This is a genomic window from Tropicimonas sp. S265A (genome assembly GCF_049800835.1).
In the GTDB taxonomy this organism is placed as follows: Bacteria; Pseudomonadota; Alphaproteobacteria; order Rhodobacterales; family Rhodobacteraceae; genus Dinoroseobacter.
Genome location: NZ_JBNAFU010000002.1, coordinates 223,897 through 245,594 on the forward strand (window position 1 = coordinate 223,897; position 21,698 = coordinate 245,594).

The 21,698-nt window shown below is 62.8% G+C and carries 21 protein-coding genes; 13 read left to right on the plus strand and 8 right to left on the minus strand.

Annotated elements, in window-relative coordinates; all coding sequences use genetic code 11:
* Positions 1-16 precede the first annotated feature (16 nt).
* The 3 genes from dctP (at position 17) to ACP15N_RS08700 (ending at position 1,741) form a co-directional block, all read left to right on the plus strand.
* On the plus strand, positions 17-1,078 hold the full coding sequence (gene dctP / locus ACP15N_RS08690) for a TRAP transporter substrate-binding protein DctP (RefSeq protein ID WP_425091844.1): 1,062 nt from the start codon (positions 17-19) through the stop codon (positions 1,076-1,078).
* Between the two features lie 120 nt (positions 1,079-1,198).
* Positions 1,199-1,459, plus strand: coding sequence for a hypothetical protein (locus ACP15N_RS08695; RefSeq protein ID WP_425091845.1), 261 nt, complete (start codon positions 1,199-1,201; stop codon positions 1,457-1,459).
* A gap of 111 nt (positions 1,460-1,570) precedes the next feature.
* Positions 1,571-1,741 (plus strand): hypothetical protein, encoded by a 171-nt coding sequence (locus ACP15N_RS08700; RefSeq protein ID WP_425091846.1) that lies wholly within the window; start codon positions 1,571-1,573, stop codon positions 1,739-1,741.
* A 66-nt stretch (positions 1,742-1,807) separates the two neighbouring features.
* On the opposite strand, the gene ACP15N_RS08705 is transcribed toward ACP15N_RS08700, so the two are convergent.
* On the minus strand, positions 1,808-2,293 hold the full coding sequence (locus ACP15N_RS08705) for a tetratricopeptide repeat protein (protein ID WP_425091848.1): 486 nt from the start codon (positions 2,291-2,293) through the stop codon (positions 1,808-1,810).
* On the opposite strand from ACP15N_RS08705, the gene ACP15N_RS08710 reads away from it, so the two are divergent.
* Positions 2,276-3,598: a cytochrome-c peroxidase gene (locus tag ACP15N_RS08710; RefSeq protein WP_425091849.1), complete on the plus strand. Its 1,323-nt coding sequence runs from the start codon at positions 2,276-2,278 to the stop codon at positions 3,596-3,598. The two genes, ACP15N_RS08705 and ACP15N_RS08710, sit on opposite strands and share 18 nt — an antisense overlap.
* On the opposite strand, the gene ACP15N_RS08715 is transcribed toward ACP15N_RS08710, so the two are convergent.
* Entirely contained in the window at positions 3,595-5,625 is a 2,031-nt protein-coding gene (locus ACP15N_RS08715; RefSeq protein ID WP_425091850.1) for a 3-hydroxyacyl-CoA dehydrogenase NAD-binding domain-containing protein, read from the minus strand. The genes ACP15N_RS08710 and ACP15N_RS08715 overlap by 4 nt on opposite strands.
* Positions 5,626-5,720: 95 nt before the next feature.
* Between ACP15N_RS08715 and pcaF the strand changes: the two genes are divergently transcribed.
* The 3 genes from pcaF to ACP15N_RS08730 all read left to right on the plus strand — a co-directional run bounded on the left by pcaF (position 5,721) and on the right by ACP15N_RS08730 (position 9,769).
* Entirely contained in the window at positions 5,721-6,923 is a 1,203-nt protein-coding gene (gene pcaF / locus ACP15N_RS08720; protein ID WP_425091851.1) for a 3-oxoadipyl-CoA thiolase, read from the plus strand.
* A 130-nt stretch (positions 6,924-7,053) separates the two neighbouring features.
* Positions 7,054-8,376 carry a glutamate--tRNA ligase gene (gltX, locus tag ACP15N_RS08725; protein WP_425091852.1) on the plus strand — a complete coding sequence of 441 codons (1,323 nt, stop codon included), beginning with the start codon at positions 7,054-7,056 and terminating at the stop codon, positions 8,374-8,376.
* Positions 8,377-8,380: 4 nt separating this feature from the next.
* Complete coding sequence (locus ACP15N_RS08730) at positions 8,381-9,769, plus strand: MATE family efflux transporter (protein ID WP_425091853.1); 1,389 nt, start codon at positions 8,381-8,383, stop codon at positions 9,767-9,769.
* On the opposite strand, the gene ACP15N_RS08735 is transcribed toward ACP15N_RS08730, so the two are convergent.
* A complete protein-coding gene (locus ACP15N_RS08735; protein WP_425091854.1) occupies positions 9,746-10,306 on the minus strand; it encodes a gamma-glutamylcyclotransferase family protein in 561 nt (186 codons plus the stop codon). The genes ACP15N_RS08730 and ACP15N_RS08735 overlap by 24 nt on opposite strands.
* Before the next feature lie 132 nt (positions 10,307-10,438).
* Here ACP15N_RS08735 and ACP15N_RS08740 point away from each other — a divergent pair, with 132 nt between their 5' ends.
* Entirely contained in the window at positions 10,439-10,699 is a 261-nt protein-coding gene (locus tag ACP15N_RS08740) for a hypothetical protein (RefSeq protein ID WP_425091855.1), read from the plus strand.
* A 6-nt stretch (positions 10,700-10,705) separates the two neighbouring features.
* Here the strand turns inward: ACP15N_RS08740 and ACP15N_RS08745 are convergent, their stop codons facing one another.
* The 4 genes from ACP15N_RS08745 to ACP15N_RS08760 form a co-directional block, all read right to left on the minus strand.
* A complete protein-coding gene (locus tag ACP15N_RS08745) occupies positions 10,706-11,608 on the minus strand; it encodes a PhzF family phenazine biosynthesis protein (protein ID WP_425091856.1) in 903 nt (300 codons plus the stop codon).
* Positions 11,609-11,681: 73 nt separating this feature from the next.
* A complete protein-coding gene (locus tag ACP15N_RS08750) occupies positions 11,682-13,325 on the minus strand; it encodes a CTP synthase (RefSeq protein WP_425091857.1) in 1,644 nt (547 codons plus the stop codon).
* A gap of 203 nt (positions 13,326-13,528) precedes the next feature.
* Positions 13,529-13,894, minus strand: coding sequence for a preprotein translocase subunit SecG (gene secG, locus ACP15N_RS08755; RefSeq protein WP_425091858.1), 366 nt, complete (start codon positions 13,892-13,894; stop codon positions 13,529-13,531).
* Positions 13,895-13,981: 87 nt separating this feature from the next.
* Positions 13,982-14,467 (minus strand): DUF6524 family protein, encoded by a 486-nt coding sequence (locus ACP15N_RS08760; protein ID WP_425091859.1) that lies wholly within the window; start codon positions 14,465-14,467, stop codon positions 13,982-13,984.
* Positions 14,468-14,538: 71 nt separating this feature from the next.
* Between ACP15N_RS08760 and ACP15N_RS08765 the strand changes: the two genes are divergently transcribed.
* Together ACP15N_RS08765 and ACP15N_RS08770 are read left to right on the plus strand one after the other, a co-directional pair.
* Entirely contained in the window at positions 14,539-15,834 is a 1,296-nt protein-coding gene (locus ACP15N_RS08765; protein WP_425091860.1) for an adenylosuccinate synthase, read from the plus strand.
* 24 nt (positions 15,835-15,858) lie between these two features.
* Positions 15,859-16,092 (plus strand): DUF2842 domain-containing protein, encoded by a 234-nt coding sequence (locus tag ACP15N_RS08770; RefSeq protein WP_425091861.1) that lies wholly within the window; start codon positions 15,859-15,861, stop codon positions 16,090-16,092.
* Positions 16,093-16,186: 94 nt separating this feature from the next.
* Here the strand turns inward: ACP15N_RS08770 and ACP15N_RS08775 are convergent, their stop codons facing one another.
* Entirely contained in the window at positions 16,187-18,367 is a 2,181-nt protein-coding gene (locus ACP15N_RS08775; RefSeq protein ID WP_425091862.1) for a hypothetical protein, read from the minus strand.
* Positions 18,368-18,596: 229 nt separating this feature from the next.
* Here ACP15N_RS08775 and ACP15N_RS08780 point away from each other — a divergent pair, with 229 nt between their 5' ends.
* The 3 genes from ACP15N_RS08780 (at position 18,597) to ACP15N_RS08790 (ending at position 21,667) form a co-directional block, all read left to right on the plus strand.
* Positions 18,597-19,277 carry a thiamine diphosphokinase gene (locus tag ACP15N_RS08780; protein ID WP_425091863.1) on the plus strand — a complete coding sequence of 227 codons (681 nt, stop codon included), beginning with the start codon at positions 18,597-18,599 and terminating at the stop codon, positions 19,275-19,277.
* A gap of 109 nt (positions 19,278-19,386) precedes the next feature.
* On the plus strand, positions 19,387-20,169 hold the full coding sequence (gene rpiA / locus ACP15N_RS08785; protein WP_425091864.1) for a ribose-5-phosphate isomerase RpiA: 783 nt from the start codon (positions 19,387-19,389) through the stop codon (positions 20,167-20,169).
* Between the two features lie 43 nt (positions 20,170-20,212).
* Complete coding sequence (locus ACP15N_RS08790; RefSeq protein WP_425091865.1) at positions 20,213-21,667, plus strand: FAD-dependent oxidoreductase; 1,455 nt, start codon at positions 20,213-20,215, stop codon at positions 21,665-21,667.
* Positions 21,668-21,698 lie beyond the last annotated feature (31 nt).

Sequence of the window (21,698 nt, forward strand, 5' to 3'; positions counted from 1 at the left end):
TAGGAGGAGGTACAAAATGTACAAAACAGCACTGAAGGCGGCTTTGGCGGGGGCGATGCTCCTCTCCGCGCCGCTCGCGGCGACGGCTCAGGATTTCACGATCCGCGCCACCGCCAACTCCAACGAAAATGACGAGGATTACGACGGTCTGGTCGTCTTCAAGAACTTCGTCGAAAGCGCCTCGAACGGTGCGATTGCCGTCGAATTGTTCATCGGCACGCAGCTTTGCTCGAACGGAGCGGAGTGTATCCAGGGTGTTGCGGACGGCTCCATTGATGTGTTCGTGACCACATCCGGTGGCGCGTCTGGCGTGTTCCCGTATGTGCAAGTGTTTGATTTGCCGTATGTAATGCGTGATGACCGCGTGGCCGAAGCGGTGCTGACCGATGGACCGTTCGTGCGGCTCTTGCGCGAGAAGGCTCTTGCGGATTCCGGTGACACGGTGCGCGTGATGACCGTTGGCAACACCGGTGGCTGGCGCAACTTCGCCAACACCCAGCGCCGCGTCGAAGAACCTGCCGATCTTGCCGATCTCAAGATCCGCACCGTGGTCGCCGACCTGCCACAGGAACTGGTTCGTGCGCTTGATGCCTCGCCCACTCCGATCCCGTGGCCCGAGCTTTTCACGTCGCTCCAGACCGGCGTCGTCGAAGGCTCCAAGAACGGCATCACCGACATCATGAACATGAAATTCCCAGAGGCCGGCTTGCAATACGTGACCCTTGATGGGCACGCCTACATGGCAGCGATCTGGGTGATGAATAATCAGAAATTCCTGTCCATGCCCGAGGAGCTGCGCCGCGTGGTGGTGGATGGCTTCACGCAATTGCAGCAGGCCACCTTCGCCTCGCCCAAGCGCAAGTCCGTCCCGGCCTACGAGGAGTTTGTCGAAGGCGGCGGCGACCTGTACGTGCCATCGCCCGCGCAGAAAGCGGCCTTCGCCGAAGCCGCTGCGCCGGTGTATGACTGGTTCAACCAGAATGTTGACGGCGGCGAAGAGGTGCTGGCCGCCCTTCGAGAAGCCGTTGCCAAGGCCGAAGCCGAAATCGACGCCGGTTATGCCGCTGATCTGAACTGATCGAGCGCGTCTGAAACGCCCAAGGGGCCGCCCTGCGGGGCGGTCCTTTCTGGTTTGAAACCATCATGCGGGATATGGGTTTCGCTTCCATGACGTTTGCAAACGCGATAGTTTGGCGTCATGGGTGAGCCGCAAAAATCCTGGATGGCCGGGGCAGGCGACCGCGCACGCGGGGTGGCGTTTGCGCTTTTGACCGGTGTCGCCCGCCTCGCGGGGCGCGACGAGTTCGAAAAGGCGCTTGCAGCAAAACCTCAGCAAGCCCAGCACCTTATTACCGCGGCCACGCTTGTGGGGCTGTTTTTCTGTAGCCTTCTGGCGGCCCAGTTCGGGTGGCTCGGCATGCTCGTGTTCTTCCTCGCGATCGTGCTTCTCATAAACTGAGTTTTTGGTGCACCATTGTATGCACATGAAAACATTGAAAAAATTTTTGACTTTCCAGAATCATGGTCCATCTCCCGGTGCATCGAAAGACTTTGCCATCAGGAGAACGTTATGGACTTCGGACTTGGAATACTGACTTTCGGAACCCTCGGGTTCATGGTTGCGTTTGGCTACATCAGCGCGCGTGAGACGGAAAAGAGGCGGCAGCAGGGTGGGCTCAAATCCTCTCTGTCGCGCGATGGTATTGCGGAGCGTTTGGCCGCTGCGCGTGGTGCAGAGTAGTCAAGCATTTCACAAGGGCTTGTACCAGACGACCCCCCAAGGGGCGGGCCCCCACCCGCCCCGACGTCACCGGAACGGGTACATCCAGACCCTGTAGTCACCGACCAGCGTCAAGGCGCGGGCGACCTCGTCTTGGGTCATTTTCCTGCGTATCTCTTCCTGACTGATCGCCGCGTCCGGATCGCCCCCGATCGTGCTGAGAACATACCACATATACGCCCGCACCAGATCGGGCGCGGGCATGCCAAGCCCGACCTCGTAGTACCATCCGACGCCCGACTGTGCCCCGGCATGGCCCTTCATGGCTGACCGCAGGTACCATTCGAACGCACGCTCGTAATCCTGCTCCACGCCCAGACCCAGCGCATACATCACGCCAATCAATTCCTCGGCCTCTGCGTTGCCAGACCGCGCTGCGGGCCAGAGTGCTTCGCGCGCCGCTTCGAACTCGCCCGTTTCCATCAGGTCACGCGCGACTTCCAGATCGGCCAAGGCAGGACTTGCGAGACCCATCAAAAGGCCCAAGATGGCCCCATGAAAAGCGCGCTGCATACGATTGCCTTTCTGTGTCTGTCTGCCCCGGCGTTCGCGTCTGGCGTACCCGACGCGCTCGCGGCTGAGGATTTCTTCCCGTTCGATGCCAAGCAGGCCGAGATCGGCCAGCTTCTGTTCTACGATAAGATCCTGTCGGGCAACCGCAACATCTCTTGCGGGACGTGCCATCATCACGACCATCATGGCACCGATGGGCTGAGCCTCGGGATCGGCGAAGGCGGGCAGGGCGTTGGCCCCAAGCGCACGGCTGGACAGGGCACGGATCGCATCCGAAAGCGCATCCCGCGCAACGCGCCTGCGCTGTGGAACCTCGGGCATCGCGACATCGGCGTGCTGTTTCATGACGGGCGGCTCGAGGTGTCCGATCTCTATGGGAATGGCTTCAACTCTCCGGCGCAGGAGTGGCTTCCGCAGGGGCTTGATCATATTCTGGCCGCGCAAGCCCTTCTGCCCATGGTCGCGCAGTTCGAAATGGCAGGCAATCCGCGAGAGAACGAGATCGCAGGCGCCATCCATGACCGGATCGACGCGGCCTGGCCGATCCTCGCCAAACGGGTGCGCACCATCCCTGAGTATGGCGCGATGTTCGTCTCCGCCTTCGACCATATCCAACGGCCTGATCAGGTGTCGATCGTCGAGGTTGCGAACGCCCTTGCCGCATTTATCGGGCGCGAATGGCAAAGCTACGATGCGCCGTTCGATGCCTGGCTCGCGGGTGATATGAACGCATTGAGCCCGGCGCAGGAGCGAGGACGGGAATTGTTTTTTGGCAAGGCCAACTGCGCCTCGTGTCATTCCGGGCCACTTTTTTCCGATCAGGCGTTTCACGCGCTCGGACTACCGGCCTTTGGGCCCGGGCGCACTCGGCAGTGGGATCCGATGCCGCGTGACGTGGGCCGGGTCGGGGAAAGCAACCGTGTGGAGGATACGTACCGGTTCCGCACGCCGTCCCTGCGCAATGTGGCGCTGACCGCGCCTTATGGTCATAACGGCGCGTACCCGACGCTTGAGACGATGGTGCGCCACGTTCTGAACCCGAACAGCGCGCGCACCGCATGGACCCCTGATCTGGCGCACTTGCCAGAGGCGCCGTGGCTGGAACCGATTGACTTCGTGATACATCAGGACCACCTCGAAATGGCGCGACAGGCCGCCGCGCTGGACATCAGACCGGTTGCGTTGTCCGACGCCGAAGTTGCCGACCTCGTCGCGTTTCTTCACGCCTTGACCGGAAGCAGTGCGGCAGGGCCGCGTCCGCTGGGGCGTCCGGATCGGGTGCCAAGCGGTTTGCCGGTGGACTAGGCGATCAGGTTTGCGCCCCGCTTCGCGTGGTCCCGCAGGATCCGGGGAACCGTCCAGTGGGCGGCGCCGCCCGCGCCGAAACGCTCGATCCTAGAGATCACGGTGGCCAGTCCGGTCCGATCCGCCATGTGCATCGGCCCCCCAAGGTGGCGCGGAAACCCGTACCCAAACAACATCACCGCATCCACGTCGATGGCGCGTAACGCGATGCCGTCCTCTACGACCTGGCAGCCTTCGCGTATCATCGCGGTTGTGTAGCGCGCGATGATCTCCTGCGCATCGGGCGGGTTTTGCTTTACCCCGGCGTCGGTACGTGCCTTGGCGAGGATCTCGGTCAAAGCGGCATTGGGAACGGGTTTCTGCCCGCGGTGTTCGTAGAACCCGGCACCCGTCTTGTGCCCCAAGTCCCCGCGCGCAATCAGCGCATCGGCCACCGGGGCTGCCTCTCCTCGAACCGCCCGTCCGGCCGCACCCACGTCGAGCCCGGACAGATCCTGCGCGGCGTAGGGGCCCATGGCAAAGCCGAAGGTTTCCAGCGCCGCGTCGACCTCTGCGGGGCTCGCACCGCGCAACACCGCCTCATCTGCCGCGCGGCGCGTTGCGGACAGAATGCGATTGCCGATGAATCCGTCGCACACACCTGCGCGGACAGCGACCTTGCGCAGTCGCTTTGCCAGCGCAAACCCGGTTGCAACGGTTGCGGGTGCTGTTTCATCGGCAACCACAACTTCCAACAGCCGCATGACATGCGCGGGGGCAAAAAAGTGCAAACCGAGAACGCGTTCGGGGTGCGACACTGCCCCTGCGATCTCGTTCAGATCAAGGTAGGACGTGTTGGAGGCCAGGATCGCATCGGGCCTGCAGACCGAGTCCATCTCCGCGAAAACGCGGAGCTTCAGCGACAAATCCTCCGGCACCGCTTCGATCACGACGTCGCGGGCGGACAGCTCGGACAGGGACGTCGCCAAGCGCAAGTTTCGCCGCGCGCAGGCTATGTCGGCAAGCTTCCCGCGTTTTGCCGCCCCTTGGAGCAGAGTGTCCAGCGCCCCGGCCGCCGCGTTGCGCGCATCTGCGTCAGGCTCCACGACGATCACGTCAAGGCCTGCGATCAGGCACGCACCCGCAATCCCTTGTCCCATCGTGCCCCCTCCCACGATGCCGACCTTGCCGACAGGTGCGGCGAGGGCGTCTGCCTCGGGGATCTTGCTCACTGCCCGCTCGGCAAAGAACGCGTGCACGAGGCCCGCGCGCTGCGGGCTCTCAACGCAGGTGTCGAACAGCGCACGCTCAGTTTTCAGCCCCTCTTGCAAGGGCGTGGTGGCGGCGGCCACGGCCTCCACGCATCGGGCAGGCGCGAAGAGGTGCGGCAGCCGTCTGGCAATGTCCGCCCGCGCGGTGTCCAAGGCTTCCGCGTCAGGCGCGACGGACAGGTGCCCCGTCACCCTAGGGGATAACGTGCCGTTCAGAATTTCCGACGCCGCCTGCCGGGCGATGTCCGGCGGGGCGCCGTCCATCACGCGGTCCACAAGGCCGATTTCCAACGCCCGCGCAGCATCTATCGGTCTACCGGAGACGATCATCTCCAACGCTCGTGCGATTCCGATCAGTCGGGGTGTTCGCTGTGTGCCGCCAGCGCCCGGCAGTATGCCAAGCGTCACTTCCGGCAGCCCCAGTTTCACCCCGGGCACAGCGACGCGCGCGTGGGCCGCCATCGCGATCTCCAGCCCCCCTCCCAACGCCGCGCCATGCAAGACCGCGACCACGGGCGTTGTGCAGGCCTCGATCCGGGCGCAAACCGCGGGCAGCCACGGTGCTTTTGGGGGCTGGCCGAACTCGCGAATATCCGCGCCCGCCACGAAACTCCGGCCAACACCATGGATCGCGATAACCTCTGCAACCCCCTCAAGCGCATCGACCGCGCGGACAAGACCAACGCGAACGGCATGGCTGGCGGCGTTGACTGGCGGGTTGTCAATCGCGATCAGGCCGACCCGACCTTCCAGATGCCATGTCACGGGCTCTGTCATGCGCTCCTCCCTCGCTGCTTCCCGCAGACAGGAGCAAACCGGGCACCTTGTCAAATCGCGTGATTTGATCGCTTATGCCGGGGAGGGAGGGCGCGATGCGCGACGTCTATATCTGCGACTACATCCGGACCCCGATCGGACGGTACGGGGGGGCCTTGGCCGCTGTCCGGCCCGATGATCTGGCAGCGCATGCCTTGCGGGCGCTTATGGGCCGTCTGCCGGGTATCGCCACCGCCGGGGTGGGTGAGGTCGTTCTGGGCTGTGCGAACCAGGCCGGGGAAGACAACCGCAACGTGGCGCGGATGGCGTCCTTGCTGGCCGGACTGCCGGAGTCCGTGCCGGCGATCACCGTGAACAGGCTCTGTGCGTCCGGGCTGGATGCAGTGGCCATGGCCGCCCGGCAGATTGCTTGTGGTGAGGCCGAGATCGTGATCGCGGGCGGTGTCGAGTCGATGTCTCGCGCGCCGCTGGTCATGCCCAAACCCGAAGCCGCCTTCTCGCGCCGGGCCGAGGTGTTCGATACAACCATTGGCTGGCGGTTCATCAACCCAGCCCTCGCCGCTGAATTTGGTACCGACAGCATGCCTGAGACCGCCGAAAACGTTGCAGCGGATCACGGCATTGCCCGCTCCGATCAGGACGCGTTTGCCCTGCGTTCGCAGCAGAAAGCGCTCACGGCGCAGGAGAATGGACGTCTCGGGCTGGAGATCGCGCCAGTGTCGGTTCCACGCCGCAAGGGCGATCCGGTCCTTGTGACCACCGACGAACATCCGCGGGCAACTTCACTTGAAACGCTCGCCAATCTGCGCGCCCCGTTCCGGGACGGCGGCGGCGTGACCGCTGGCAACGCATCCGGTGTCAACGACGGGGCCGCCGCGCTTGTCCTCGCCTCCCGGATCGAGGCGCAGCGCCGTCGCCTGCGCCCGCTGGCACGGGTCATGGGTATGATGAGCGCTGGCGTCGCCCCCCGTGTCATGGGGATCGGCCCGGTGCCTGCGACCGAAAAACTCTGTCGCCGGCTCGGCCTTGAGCCTGCCAACTTCGACCTTATCGAGCTGAACGAAGCCTTCGCCGCCCAAGCCCTTGCAGTCCTGCGGGGTCTGAACATCGCCGACGATGATCCGCGTGTGAACCCCAACGGGGGCGCCATAGCGCTCGGCCACCCGCTTGGCATGTCCGGGGCACGGCTTGTGGGCACCGCCGCTCTGGAACTTGCCCAACGGGGCGAAGGGCGCGCGCTCGTGACGATGTGCGTGGGCGTGGGACAGGGCGTCGCCATGGCGCTCGAGGCCGCCTGACCCCGTTCAAGTCTGCAAGTAGCTATCGGCGTGCGAGGGGCGGGCCCCGCGCTCCCGTTCCCAGCGTTGGTCGCGAATTCTGGACAAGGCCTGCGCAATCTGAAACACACCGCGCCGAAGGAGCCCGTCCATGACCACAACCCGTTTCGCCCCGTCGCCCACCGGCTACATCCATGTCGGCAACCTGCGCACGGCGCTCTTCAATTACATGATCGCGCGCAAGCAGGACGGTACATTCATCCTGCGGATCGACGACACCGATCCGGAACGCTCAAAAGAAACGTATGTTGACGCGATCAAGCAGGACCTCGAATGGCTCGGGCTGACATGGGACCGGGTCGAGCGGCAGTCCGAGCGGCTCGACCTCTATGCAGCAGCGGCGAATGAGCTGCGCGAGAAGCAGCGGTTCTACGAGGCGTTCGAAACCCCGACGGAACTTGATCTCAAGCGCAAGAAGCAACTGAACATGGGCAAACCGCCGGTCTACGACCGCGCGGCTCTCGCCCTGTCAGAAGAGGACAAGGCCAGCTTGCGTGCCGAGCGCGGACAAGGCGTCTGGCGCTTTCTGCTGGACCATGCGCGCATCGAATGGACGGACGGCATTCTCGGCGAGATCTCCATCGACGCGGCCTCTGTCTCGGATCCGGTGCTGATCCGGGGTGACGGGCAGGTGCTCTATACGCTGGCCTCGGTCGTGGATGATACCGATATGGGCGTCACGGACGTGGTACGCGGGTCGGATCATGTGACCAACACAGCCACGCAGATCCAGATCATGGCCGCCCTTGGCCACGGTCATCCGAACTTCGCGCACCATTCACTCCTGACTGGTCCGCAAGGCGAAGCCTTGTCCAAACGTCTCGGCACGCTGGCTTTGAGGGACCTGCGCGAAAACGGCATCCAGCCCATGGCGCTGCTCAGCCTGATGGCGCGTCTCGGGTCCTCGCAACCCGTAGAACTTGCCAGCTCGCTCGATGATCTGATTGCCGGGTTCGACCTCGGAACGTTCGGTTCTGCGCCCACGAAATTCGATGAAAACGATCTGTACCCGCTGACCGCGCGCCACTTGCAGACGCTGCCTTTCGCCGCCGTCGCGGACGACATTGCAGCCCTTGGCGTTCCCGCCGATATCGCAGAGCGGTTCTGGGAGGTGATGCGCGCCAACATCACCACCAAGCATGAGCTGGCGGAATGGTGGGCGCTTTGCCGCGACGGCGCCACACCTCAGATCGCGGACGAAGATCGCGCGTTCGTGGTTCAGGCCTTTGAAGCCCTGCCCCCGTTGCCCTACGGGCCCGAGACATGGGGCACATGGACAACGGCAATGAAAGAAGCGACGGGCCGCAAGGGCCGCGCCCTGTTCATGCCATTGCGTCTGGCTGTCACCGGTCGCAAGCGCGGGCCTGAAATGGCAGACCTGATGCCACTTCTTCAAACCGCCCCAAAGGTCTGAGCATATGGCTGACGCACAGGCCCGGTTCCTGAGCGGCAGTCTCTTTCGCCATGTCTCGGTCATGTCGCTTACGGCATCCATCGGGCTGGTTGCGGTGTTCTTCGTCGATTTCATCGACATGGTGTTCATCGCGATGCTGGGGCAGGCCGAATTGGCCGCCGCGATCGGCTATGCCGGGGCGATCCTGTTTTTCACCACGTCTTTCGGGATCGGTATGGCTATCGCCGCAGGGGCCCTCGTGGCCCGGGCGCTTGGTGCGGGCGAGACGAGGCTGGCGGGTCAACGCGCCACCTCCTCGCTGATTTTCGGGGTGCTTTTCGGCGCGGTTTTTGCCGCTCTCGTCTGGGTGAACATCCCTGCGCTGGTCCAAGTGATGGGGGCGTCCGGAGAAACGGCGGGGTTCGCTGAAACCTATCTGCAGATCGTTGTCCCTTCTTTGCCGCTTCTGATGGTCGGCATGGCGGGCGGGGCCATCCTGCGTGCCCATGGTGCGGCGCGGGTGGCCATGATGGCGACGATCTGGGGCAGCCTTGTCAACGCAATACTGGACCCGATCCTGATCTTTGGGCTGAACCTCGATCTGGTCGGGGCTGCGCTGGCTTCGGTCGCGGCACGCGTGACCATCGGGGTCGTTGCGCTGCGCAGCCTGCTCAACACGCAGGCGGCTCTGGCGCCTCCGACCTTTCCCTGCCTCATGCGTGATCTGCCGCCGCATGTCGCCATTGCCTTTCCGGCAATCATGACCCAACTCGCCACGCCGGTCGGGCAAGCCTACGTGACCCGCGAAATGGCGGCCTTTGGCGAGCAGGCGGTCGCGGGCCTGGCCATGATCAGCCGCCTGTCGCCAGTGGCCTTCGGAGTGGTCTTTGCCCTGTCCGGCGCGTTGGGGCCAATCATTGGCCAGAATTACGGGGCCGGAAAGTCCGATCGCGTGCGCGAAGCGTTTCGCGCCGCGCTGATTTTCTCCGGGCTCTACGTGCTATGTGTCTCGGCGCTCCTCTTCGTCCTGCGCGGCACGCTTGCAGACCTGTTCGGCGCGACAGGCACAGCCCAGAGTCTGGTCTTCTTGTTCTGCGGGCCGCTGGCGCTAGCGTTCTACTTCAATGGCGTCTTGTTCGCGGCCAACGCCGCGTTCAACAACCTGGGTCGCCCTTTCTTGTCCACCGCGACCAACTGGGGGCGCCACACGGTTGGTACCATCCCTCTGGTCATGCTTGGCGCTGCACTGTTCGGCGCGCCCGGCGTGCTCATCGGTCAGGCCGCAGGCGGGGTGGTGTTCGGTCTGCTGGCCGCATGGCTCGCCGTGCGGGTGATGGCCGATCCCGGTGACACCCCGCGCCGGCCGTTTGCACGCGAAGGGCGGCTCTTGTCACTGGTGCACCTGCGCCGATAGCGCCCGCAACGCGTCATCCACGAGCGCACATACGTCCTGCGCCGGTCGCGTTGCCCGAGGATACACAGGCATCGCCCGATCGTTCAGAATGGGTGCATCCCATCCTGCCGTCGTCTCGAAAAATGCGTCCACGCCCGCGTGACCAAAGGCGTGCAGGTACCCCTCAACCACGGTGTCTAGATAACTCAGCAGCACAGGATGGCGCAGGCTTGGTGGCCCGACATGTCTCGTCTTGGCTTGATAGAGGTGCAGGTTCAGCGCGTCCGCCTCGGCCAGATGCGCCTGCGTCAGCGTGATCCTGTCATAGGCATGCTCACGCGCGTCCAAAGCCGCCCAGTCCGCGCCCGGCACTTCCGCCACCAGACCTGAAATGGTCACACCCGCCGCCGGTTCGACCGTCAGAAACGCCACCTTCCGCCGGGTCGAGTGCTTCCACACCCGCCGCCAGCCCCGGACCTCGGCGGCGGTTCGGACAGGGTAGGTATGGGTCGCGCGGTTCACGAGCGATCCGTATCCAAAGAAATGGGGGACTGACATACGCCCGACTTGCCGCTTCGTATCCGCGATTTCAAGCCAAATTCGCATGACATGCCGGATGTCTGCCGCTGTGCCCTTGACCTAACCTGTATGCGGCACATCTGTTTCGAAACCAGTGCCTAGGGGAGTTCCATGTCCAATCTCGAAGACCGCGTTTACGCCCGTGATGAAAATCCGTATGCGGAGAAGTATGCGACAGCCCTCGCGTCGATCGACGCCAAGCGGCGCCAGCAGGAAGCGTCCGGCTATGCGTGGATGGCTGCTATCACCGGATATGGCGAAGCCGCCGAAGGCCCCTCGCGGTTTGGCAAGCTCTCGCGCGGGGCGAAGTGGTTTGTCCTCTGGTTCGCAATGGTGCTGCCAAGCCTGCTGCTGATCCGTGTGGTGTTCTAGGCGGCCTCAGGCGTCCGGAACGGTCAGGGTGCCAGACGAAACCGGGACCGCGCTACCGCCAACGTAGACTTCTTTCAAACGGCCACGTGCAGTGACGATGCGCAGATTCAGTGTGCTCGGGCGCCCCATCTGCATGCCTTGCGCGACGGTAACGCGGTGCGTGTCGCCTCGAATATCGTCCGCGGCCAGCAACTGCGCTGCCAGAATGGCCGCGGCCGAGCCGGTGGCAGGGTCTTCCGGGATACCGGCGGTGGGGGCGAACATACGCGCTGCAAAACCGCCTGCTGCCCTGCAATACACATAGACGCTGTCCACGTTGCCCGCCGTCATGACCTGCGCCCAAGCCGGTTCCAACGGGCGCGCCATGCGCAGCGCGCGTGCATCCGCAACCGGAGCATACAGGAACGCAGGTCCCCCAGCGAACAGCGCAGGGCGATGCCCATCAAAGCCCAGTGCCGATGGCGGCAGACCCAGGGCTGCCGCCAACAGGTCCGGTTCGATCGTGCCGGCATGTGCGTGCGGCAGGACCGGGGCCTGCAATTCCGCAACTATTCGTCCGTCGCGCTGCGTGACCTGAACCGGAACCAGGCCCGCCTCCTCCTCAAGGGTGATCCGCGTCTCAAAATCCGAAGCCCCGTGTTCGGCCACTGCCAGATGAATTGCGCAGCCGATTGTTGGATGCCCCGCAAACGGGATCTCGTCCGTCGGAAAGAAGATTCGCACCCGCGCCGTGTGTGCGGGATCGCGCGGCGGCAGTACGAAGATCGTTTCCGACAGGTTGAATTCCCGCGCGATGGTCTGCATCTGCGCCGTGCTCAACCCCTCAGCACCCTCGACGATCGCAAGCGGATTGCCGGTGTAGCGCTGCTCGGTGAACACATCACAGGTCGCGAAGTTCAACTGACGCATACCCCGTCCTTCGGGTTCTGTTCGTGCAAAAATACCTCGGTCCAGCGCGTCCGGTTGCGCTGACACCCGACTGTCAGACCAACCTGCTGTTGTCTTTCGCCGCTCGGACGAAATCCGCAAACAAAGGGTGCGGCTCGAACGGTTTCGATTTCAGTTCCGGATGGAACTGCACCCCGATGAACCACGGATGATCCTTGACCTCGACAATCTCCGGCAGGCGGCCATCCGGGGACATTCCGGAGAATATCAAACCCTCCTCCTGCAACTTGTCGCGGTACTTGATGTCCACTTCATAGCGATGGCGATGACGCTCCTCGATCCGGGTGCCGCCGTAAATCTCCGCGACTTTTGACCCTGACTTCAGCATCGCGTCGTAGGCGCCGAGCCGCATGGTGCCGCCCTTGTCATCGCCGACCTTGCGCTCGACCTTGTGGTTGCCCTGCACCCATTCCTTCAGGTGATAGACCACGGGCGTGAACCGCCGTTTTCCGGCTTCGTGATCAAACTCCTCGGACCCTGCATCGACGACATCCGCTAGGTTCCTAGCCGCCTCGATCACCGCCATCTGCATGCCGAGGCAAATGCCCAGGTAGGGGATCTTGTGCTCCCGCGCGAATTGCGCAGCCTTGATCTTGCCTTCGGTCCCGCGCTCCCCGAACCCGCCGGGCACTAGGATCGCGTCGAACTTCTCCAGATGCGGCACCGGGTCTTCGCGCTCGAAAATCTCGGCGTCGATCCACTCGGATTTCACTTTCACGCGGTTCGCCATCCCGCCGTGGGTCAGCGCTTCGGCGATGGATTTGTAGGCATCCTCAAGCTGCGTGTACTTCCCGACGATGGCGACATTCACCTCGCCCTCGGGGTTGTGCACCCGGTCGGCCACGTCCTGCCAGACGCTCAGGTCCGGCTTTGGCGCGGGCGAGATGTTGAACGCGTCCAGAACCGCCTGATCCAAGCCCTCCCGGTGGTAGGCCAGCGGGGCCTCATAGATCGACTTGAGGTCCTGCGCCGCGATCACGGATTCGGGGCGCACGTTGCAAAACAGGGCCAGCTTGTCGCGTTCCTTCTGCGGGATCGCGCCTTCGGACCGGCACACGAGAACATCGGGCGCAATGCCGATCGACCGCAGTTCCTTGACGGAATGCTGGGTGGGTTTGGTCTTCAACTCGCCCGAGGCGGCGATATAGGGCAGGAGCGTCAGGTGCATGAAAATGCACTGTCCGCGCGGCTTGTCCTGCCCGAACTGGCGGATTGCCTCGAAGAAGGGTAGCCCCTCGATGTCGCCGACCGTGCCGCCGATTTCACATAGCATGAAGTCGACCTCATCCTCTCCGATGGCGATGAAGTCCTTGATCTCGTTGGTGACATGGGGGATGACCTGGATCGTTTTGCCGAGGTAATCCCCGCGGCGTTCCTTCTCCAGCACGTTCGAATAAATCCTGCCCGAACTGACCGAGTCGGTCTTGCGCGCGGCCACCCCGGTAAACCGTTCGTAGTGGCCCAGATCGAGGTCGGTTTCCGCGCCATCATCGGTCACGAACACCTCACCATGTTCAAACGGGCTCATCGTGCCGGGGTCGACGTTCAGATATGGATCGAGCTTGCGCAGGCGCACAGAAAACCCCCGCGCCTGCAAAAGCGCGCCGAGCGCCGCCGATGCGAGGCCTTTTCCCAGCGAGGACACGACCCCACCCGTGATGAAAACAAATCGTGCCATATGGGCCGGAGTCCCCCAGTGGTTTAGCCCGTATCAGGGCCCTGTCATCGATGTGAGAGAGAGCTTTTTGCCACGTGAGAGGCGCTGCAAAACCCGGTCATCACGGGATTTAAGCTATAGAAGATTCGCGGGCAGAGCGCAACAGGACCGCATTATATTGCGGGCAAAGATCCTCGCGCCGCAATATGATGGTGCCGGGCCGGTTACTCCGCGCGCGGTGGCAGCAATGGCGCGTCGCTTGAGACCGGCGGCAGCAGGTCGTTGCCATCGGGCAGGATCGGCGCTGTTGCCGGCGGCGGGGTCGGTGCGTCTGTGATGCGATCCAGAACGGATGCCGTGTTGGAGTTTGCAGCTGCAAGAATGGTCAACGTGATCGAGGTGCCGATAAAGGCAATCGCCAAGGCCCAGGTCATCTTGCCAAGGGCGGTCGCGGCGCCCCGGCTTGACACGGCGCCGCCTCCGCCACCGCCGCCCATGCCCAGACCGCCTCCTTCGGAGCGCTGCAACAGCACCACGCCGATCAGCGCGAGCGCCAGCAGCAGATGAACGATCAGAACAACATTTTCCATGGGTCGGCCTTCGGGTGTGCGATGGCGCGTATCTAAGGGTTTGGCGACGGGCTCGCAAGCCCTCAGATGCCCCCGCTGCGCGGTATCCTAGTTCTCTTCGATATCGTCGACATCGACCTGACCGGTCAGGCGGCGGCGCACCAGGCTCCAGCTTAGCCCGATGCCCAGAACAAGTGACATCGCCAACAGACCGAGCCAGACCTGAAGGCCGCGATTGTCCAGTTGCAGCAGCCCGTAATCGAACAGGACCCAGACAAGCGCCGCAAAGATCGCAGCAATCAGCGCCATCCCGAACAGACCGATGGACCGCAACGTCGCACGCAGGAAGATGATGTAGCCGACCAGCAGCAAAAGCCCCAGCAGAACCACAAGAGGCGTGGCGCTCTCCCACTGCGCGACGGCCCAACGGACGTAATTCAGATCGGTTGGATTATACGTTGCCGTCACAAGCGCAAAAGCTGCAATCCAGCGGATCAGAATGTCCATGGTCGGCTCCGTCAGTCCGGCGCGCACGCGCAGTGTCTGCCCCGTTGCTGCCAAATGCGCTGTCGCGCGTCCAGTCCCACTGTGCATTTTGCGGTTTCCTCGCGCCACCGCCCCCGATATACCGGCGCGGGTTTCCGCTAAGAACGAAGAGGGCCGATATGGCGAATGTGGTTGTCGTAGGCGCGCAATGGGGCGACGAGGGCAAAGGCAAGATCGTGGATTGGCTGTCTGAACGCGCCGATGTTATCGCGCGGTTCCAGGGCGGGCACAATGCCGGGCACACGCTGGTCATCGACGGGACCGTCTACAAGCTGCATGCATTGCCCTCGGGCGTGGTGCGCGGTGGCAAATTGTCGGTCATTGGCAATGGTGTGGTTCTGGACCCATGGCATCTCGTCAAAGAGATCGAAACCGTTCGTGCCCAGGGTGTCGAGATCACACGCGACACGCTGATGATCGCCGAAAACACGCCGCTGATCCTGCCGATTCACGGCGAACTCGATCGCGCGCGGGAGGAGGCGGCCTCGAAAGGCACGAAAATCGGAACGACCGGTCGTGGGATCGGCCCCGCCTACGAGGACAAGGTCGGCCGACGTTCGGTGCGGGTTGCAGATCTTGCAGATGATGCCACGCTGGAGGCGCGGGTCGATCGCGCCTTGCAGCACCATGATCCGTTGCGCAAGGGTCTTGGAATCTCACCGGTCGATCGGGACGGACTGATTGCGCATCTCAAGGATATCGCGCCCGCCATACTCGAGTACGCGGCCCCGGTCTGGAAAGTGCTGAACGAAAAGCGCAAGGCGGGGCGACGCATCCTTTTCGAAGGCGCGCAAGGCGCCTTGCTCGATATCGACTTCGGAACATACCCTTTCGTCACGTCCTCAAACGTCATTGCAGGGCAGGCGGCGACGGGTGTCGGGATCGGACCGGGCAGCATCGACTATGTGTTGGGCATCGTGAAAGCCTACACAACGCGCGTGGGTGAGGGGCCATTCCCAACCGAGCTCGATGATGCCGATGGCCAGCGCCTCGGTGAACGTGGCCACGAGTTCGGGACAACCACCGGGCGTAAACGGCGCTGCGGCTGGTTCGACGCCGCCCTTGTCCGCCAGACATGTGCCACCTCGGGTGTCAACGGGATCGCACTGACCAAGCTGGATGTGCTGGACGGGTTCGACACGCTGAAAATCTGCGTTGGCTATGCGCTGGACGGGACAACACTCGATTACCTGCCGACCGCGGCGGATCAGCAGGCACGCTGCACACCTCTCTACGAAGAGATGGACGGATGGTCCGAAAGCACCGAGGGTGCGCGCAGCTGGGCGGATCTGCCGGGGAATGCCGTGAAATACGTGCGTCGGATCGAAGAGTTGATTCAGTGTCCGGTCGCCCTACTGTCAACCTCGCCGGAGCGGGACGACACAATCCTTGTCACCGACCCGTTTGCCGACTGAAGGTTCCTCAACGCCGGAGGGCACATGGCTCTTTCTTACAAAGCGCGCCGTCGCTGGTCTTTGGTCATTCTGCTGCTCGGGCTGCCCGCATACATCGTTGCGGCCGTGACGATCATGAATTGGCTGGATCGCCCGCCCCTTTGGGTGGAATTCTTTGTCTATGTCGGTCTCGGCATCGTTTGGGCCATTCCGTTCAAGTTCATCTTCAAGGGAATAGGACAAGCCGACCCCGAAAAGGCCGGGTCCGAAGACGGGTGACCTCGGCCGGTGATCCGGTGCGGAAAGGAAAACGCCTCGCGGGTGCGAGGCGTTTGTCGTTTTTAGTGGGGCACAGTGGCTGGCGGCAGCGCGCTTATCCCGCTGCCACGTAGCGGCTGTCCGTCGAGATGACGAACTGCCCGCGGTTCACTTTCTCGATCGTGCCGTTGCGCAACAGATCTCCGAAGCTGCGGAGTTGTGCTTCGCGCGAGAACGCACGGTCGCGATCGTGGCGCATTACCATGTGCATGACCTCGGGACGGGAGAAGTGTTCTTTCCCCTCCACCGTGCTGAGGTAGGCGGCGGCCGCCTCGAGCAGGTCGTGAAGTTCCTGCGCCCCGACCTCTTCGGCGTAATCCGCGAACCCGCTCGCTTGCTCGCGCATCAAGTCGGCTTTTTCGCTGCGATTGATCCGTCGCGGGCGTACCTGGGTTTCCGGCTCGATGCGGGCCTGCGGGACCAGTACCAGAGGTTCGATTTCCGCTGTGTCCGGCCCATCGCCTGTGTCCATCTCCGCGTCATCCTCCGACACGTCGACGCTCCGCGGTCGGACGATGGAAGCCAGATCCTTGCGGTAGTCATCGGCGGTTTCGTCGATGTCTTCCGGCGCGTCGCTGTCCTTCGGGCTGACCCGGTCCGCAATCGTTGCCGCGACTGCCGCCTTGAGATGCGCAAGCGCGCTTTGGCGGCGCTGGGTCGTGTCATCGTTCAGCTTGCTGTTGGTTTGCGACAGCAGGCGTTCGACGGTCTCGTCGTTGTTGCCGGCGGCATCCTCACCCAGCGATTCCTGCGCCCGTAACCGACGCATTTCAGCGGCTTCTTCTGCGTCGGCTTCGGCTTTGGCCAAGTCCGCCTCTGCCAGATCCTCCTCGATGGCCGCAAGATCGTTGCGCAGGTCCTCTTCGGCGGTGGTGGACAGGTCCATGTCCGCCTCGGGCGCTTCGGCTTCAAGCGTCCGTTCGAAGGCCTTTGGGCGCGGTGCGTTCCGGGGGCGCGCCATGGCGGCGGCGGCGATCAGGTCCTCGTCCGACAGTTCCAGCGCCACACCGCGGCGGGGGGCCTCGACATCCTGTTCGATCTCGGCCAGCTCGTCTTCAAGGGATTGCTCTGGTTCGAAGCTCTCATCCTCGAGGTCGTAGAATTCCGCAGTGTCTGCGTCGTTCTGAGGCTCTTCGAGGGACTGCGCCGTGATGAAGCCATCCTCGACCAGAACACTGTCCGTCGCGTTGTCCTCCTCGAGGGCGTAGGACATGTCGTCCGTCAGATCGTCGGTTTCCGCCATGTCATCGACAGCGCTGGACTTCTGGCCGGAACCCAGCCCCGACACGCTGGCAGCAACAACCGAACGGATCCGCTGCAGCTTGGCCGCGATGCTCGAGGCGCTCAGTCCGGTTTCCTCTGGCGTGTCCGTGGTCGCGGCGATGGCGTCTTTGACAGGTACTTCGGGCGCCGTTTCCTCGATCTGGAACAACGCAGCGACGTCTTCGTCATCGACCGGCGCATCCTCCGCAAACGAGGCGGCGTCAACCAGTGGTTCAATGTCCTCGACATCGTCTTCCGCATAGATGACGGCCTGGGCAAAGCTCGGCGTAGTGACGTCTTCCGTCTCGAAAACCTCTTCTTCGGCGACCGCTTCTTCGGTCGTTGCGGACCAGTCGGCAGTGTCTGTGCTGTCTGCAATGTCGGCAAAGAGGTTTTCGTCATCTTCTGCATCGAAGACATCTTCGGCCGTTTCCTGCTCGTCCTCCGCCTCGAAGGACCACCCGAGATCGCTGTCTTCTGCGTAAGCGTCCTCTGCTGCGGCAAGTTCGACCATTTCGGCCGCCACGTGCGGCTCAGATGCGTCCCCTGGGGTGTCCGTAACTTCGGCAACCGCCTCAAAGGTCTCGACCCGGTCGTCATCTTCTTCGATCGGCGTCGCCGCAGAAACCGGCTCTTCAGCGGTCTCCCACGTGTCGGCCGCGTACGTCGTCGCCGACGCGTCCGGTTCGCGTTCGGATGCGGTGTTTGTCGGCGTGGCAGGGACGCTGTCCGTGCCCTCCTCGTCCGCGCCCACCGGTGCGGGCGCCGCGGCGGCGACCTCAGGCTGCGCAGGCGCGGCCTCGGGCGTTTGTGTCAGGCGCAGGCCGTTCTCCGCCATTTCCGCGTCCACCGGTTTTTCCGACGACTTCTGCGCAATGGCATGCAGCATCTGCACGTCCGGGGTCGGCGGTTCCGCCCCGAAGAAGCGATCCTCGGATGCGAGGTCGCGAAAATACTCTGCGATCGCTTTCATTGTCGAAAACGGATCGTCGAAGCCTTCGAGTGTACAGGAAAAGGTTCCATATGACACTGTCAGGATCTTGCTAGGTCCAACCATTTGCCTGCTCACTTTCTACCCCCGAGCCAGCTTCCACAATCTACCAACCGCTATTTCCAATTCACAAACAAAAAGACCCAAAACCGTAAGATTTTCCTTAAATACGGTTGCACTTTGTCAAGCTGGCCCGAAATATCGCGAAATCATGCAACTCACGGAAAACACCGCCACAATCCTGACACTATTGGGTGCGGGACCAGCCACAATTGACACGGTTCACGCCGTATTCCGCCACGGAGCGATTCTCGTGGCTGCAGATGGCGGTGTGCGGCATGCGGCAGCGGCTGGACTTGTCCCCGATCAGATTCTCGGTGATCTCGATAGCCTGCCAGAGCCGTTTCCCGCCGAATTTGCGGACGTGCCCCGGCACCATATCGCCGATCAGGACAGCACCGATTTCGACAAGGCCCTGCGCAGCGTTTCAGCGGATCTGTATCTGTGCGCAGGCTTTCTGGACGGGCGCACTGACCACACATTGGCTTGCCTTCACACGCTTGTGATGCGAGCTGACAAGCGGATCCTTCTGGTGTCCGAGACGGACGTCATCATGCACATGCCGCGTCGAATCGCGCTTGATCTGCCCGAGGATACGCGGGTTTCCCTGTTTCCCATGCGGCCGGTCCAGGCCACCTCCGACGGCCTGCGCTGGCCACTGGCCGACGTTGATCTTGCACCGGATTCGCAAATCTCGACTTCAAACGCTGCAACAGGCGGGCGAACCCGGATCCGGGCGGACCGTCCGGGGCTTTTGCTCATTTTGCCACGGGAACATCTTGGTAAATTGATCCCTGTTCTTCTGAAAACCCCGGTTTGGGGCAGGGATTGAGCATCCACCGGCGACAATCAACAACTTGACTGCCGTGATCACCAGAGTCACGCTCGCACTTCCCAAGGTTTTTTGATTAATGCTGTTTTGAACGAGTGAGGAATTCATCATGTCCGGAGAGTTGTCCCCCATCGACCGTGCAAAGTATGTCGCCGCCAAACGTGCCGTGGAGTTCGTCGAAGACGGAATGCGGGTCGGGCTTGGCACAGGCTCAACAGCAGCCTGGATGGTCCGGCACCTTGCCGAGACGGTCGACGAGGAAGGCATGCAGATCACCTGTGTCGCAACCTCGACCCGCACGGCTGATCTGGCGCGCGACCTGAAGTTGCAGGTCGCCACCCTGGATGAGGTGAAATGGCTCGACCTGACCATCGATGGGGCGGATGAGTTCGACCCGCAACTGAACCTGATCAAGGGCGGCGGCGGAGCATTGTTGCAGGAAAAGATCGTGGCAACCGCGTCGGATCGGATGATCGTGATTACCGACACATCCAAGGAGGTGCAGAAACTCGGCCGGTTCGCCCTGCCGGTGGAGGTGATTCCCTTTGGATGGGAGACGACAAAGACCCTGATCGAGGAAACGCTGATAAACCTGAGCGTTGCGGGCCGCACCAGCAGCTTGCGGATGCACCAGGACCGGCCGTTCGTCACGGACGAAGGCAACTACATCGTGGACCTCGATCTGCAGAAGATCGACAACGCGCGACAGGTCTCGCTGGTGCTGAACCAGATCCCCGGGGTGGTGGAAAACGGTCTCTTTATCGACATCTGCGACATCGTCGTGATCGGCAAAAGCGACGGGACGGTCGAGCTGCGCGATATAAATAACGGCTCCGTCAAGCAGGAGCAGGTTGAAGTCTCCGGCAACGGCAACGTATTCTCCGACCTGTAGGACCGGGCCGGGTGTGCCCGGCACGGACGACAGGAGCGGCTCCATGAGTTTTGACTACGACTTGTTCGTCATCGGAGGAGGCTCCGGCGGCGTCCGGGCCGCGCGCGTGGCAGCCGCCGAAGGCGCGAAGGTCGCGCTGGCGGAAGAATACCGTATGGGTGGCACATGCGTGATCCGCGGTTGTGTTCCCAAGAAACTGATGGTCTTCGCCTCCACCTACCGGGACAGTTTCGCCGACGCCCGCGCCTATGGCTGGGATGTTGAGGACGGGACGTTCGACTGGGCAGGTTTTCGCGGTCATCTGCACACCGAACTCGATCGGCTGGAGCAGGTCTATCGCGGGTTGCTCAAGGGTTCGGACGTCCGGATTTTTGACACCCGCGCACGGCTGAAGGACCCACACACGGTTGTTCTGAACAGTGGCGAAGAGGTCACCGCCAAGCACATTCTCGTGGCCACGGGCGGGCGCCCCTCGGCACCGGATTTGCCAAACGCACACCTGGGAATGTCGTCCAACGAGATCTTCCTGATGGACAAGATGCCGAAATCCATCCTGATCGTGGGCGGCGGCTATATCGCTTGTGAGTTTGCCTGTATTCTCAACGGGTTGGGTGTCGAGGTCACGCAGTATTATCGCGGGGCGCAAATCCTGCGCGGGTTTGATGACGAGGCCCGGGGCCTGATCGCCGAGATGATGCGCGAGAAGGGCATCAACCTGCATCTGGGAACCAACGTTCTGTCCATGCGGGCGGCCGATACCGAAGACTTGGCGGCCGCCACCTTTACCGGTTCTGACGCGGCGATGGGCGCCGCAGTCGGCGACACGATCGATCGGCCAGCAACCACAGACCATGACGGCCCGATCTGGACCAAGGCGACCAACGGCACCGAAAAGGTCTTCGATGCGGTTCTCTTCGCGACGGGGCGCACGCCCAACACCGAAGACCTCGGCCTCGAAGCCGCAGGTGTCACTGTAGGCCGGCGCGGCGAGATATCGGTCGATGACTATTCGCAGACCAACATCCCGTCCGTCTACGCCATCGGGGATGTCACCAACCGGGTCCAGTTGACCCCGGTGGCCATCCGCGAAGGCATGGCCTTCGTCGAGACCGTCTTCAAGGGCAATCCGACCAAGCCCGATCACGACCTGATTCCCTCCGCGATCTTCACCCAGCCCGAGATGGGAACGGTCGGCCTGAGCGAAGAAGATGCGCGAGATCAAGAACCGGTAGAAGTCTACTGCACGTCGTTCCGGCCGATGCAGACAGCCTTCGCGGGTCGGACCGACCGGGTTTTGATGAAACTCGTGGTCAGTCGTGAAACACGCAAGGTCCTCGGCTGCCACATCGTGGCGCCGCAGGCCGGCGAGATGATCCAACTGGCGGGTGTCGCGATCAAAATGGGCGCGACGAAAGAGGATTTCGACCGCGTCTGTGCAGTGCATCCGACGATCTCGGAGGAGCTTGTGACGATGAAAACTCCTGTGCGGACGGCTTGATATTCAAGCGGATACAACCATGTCCAGTACC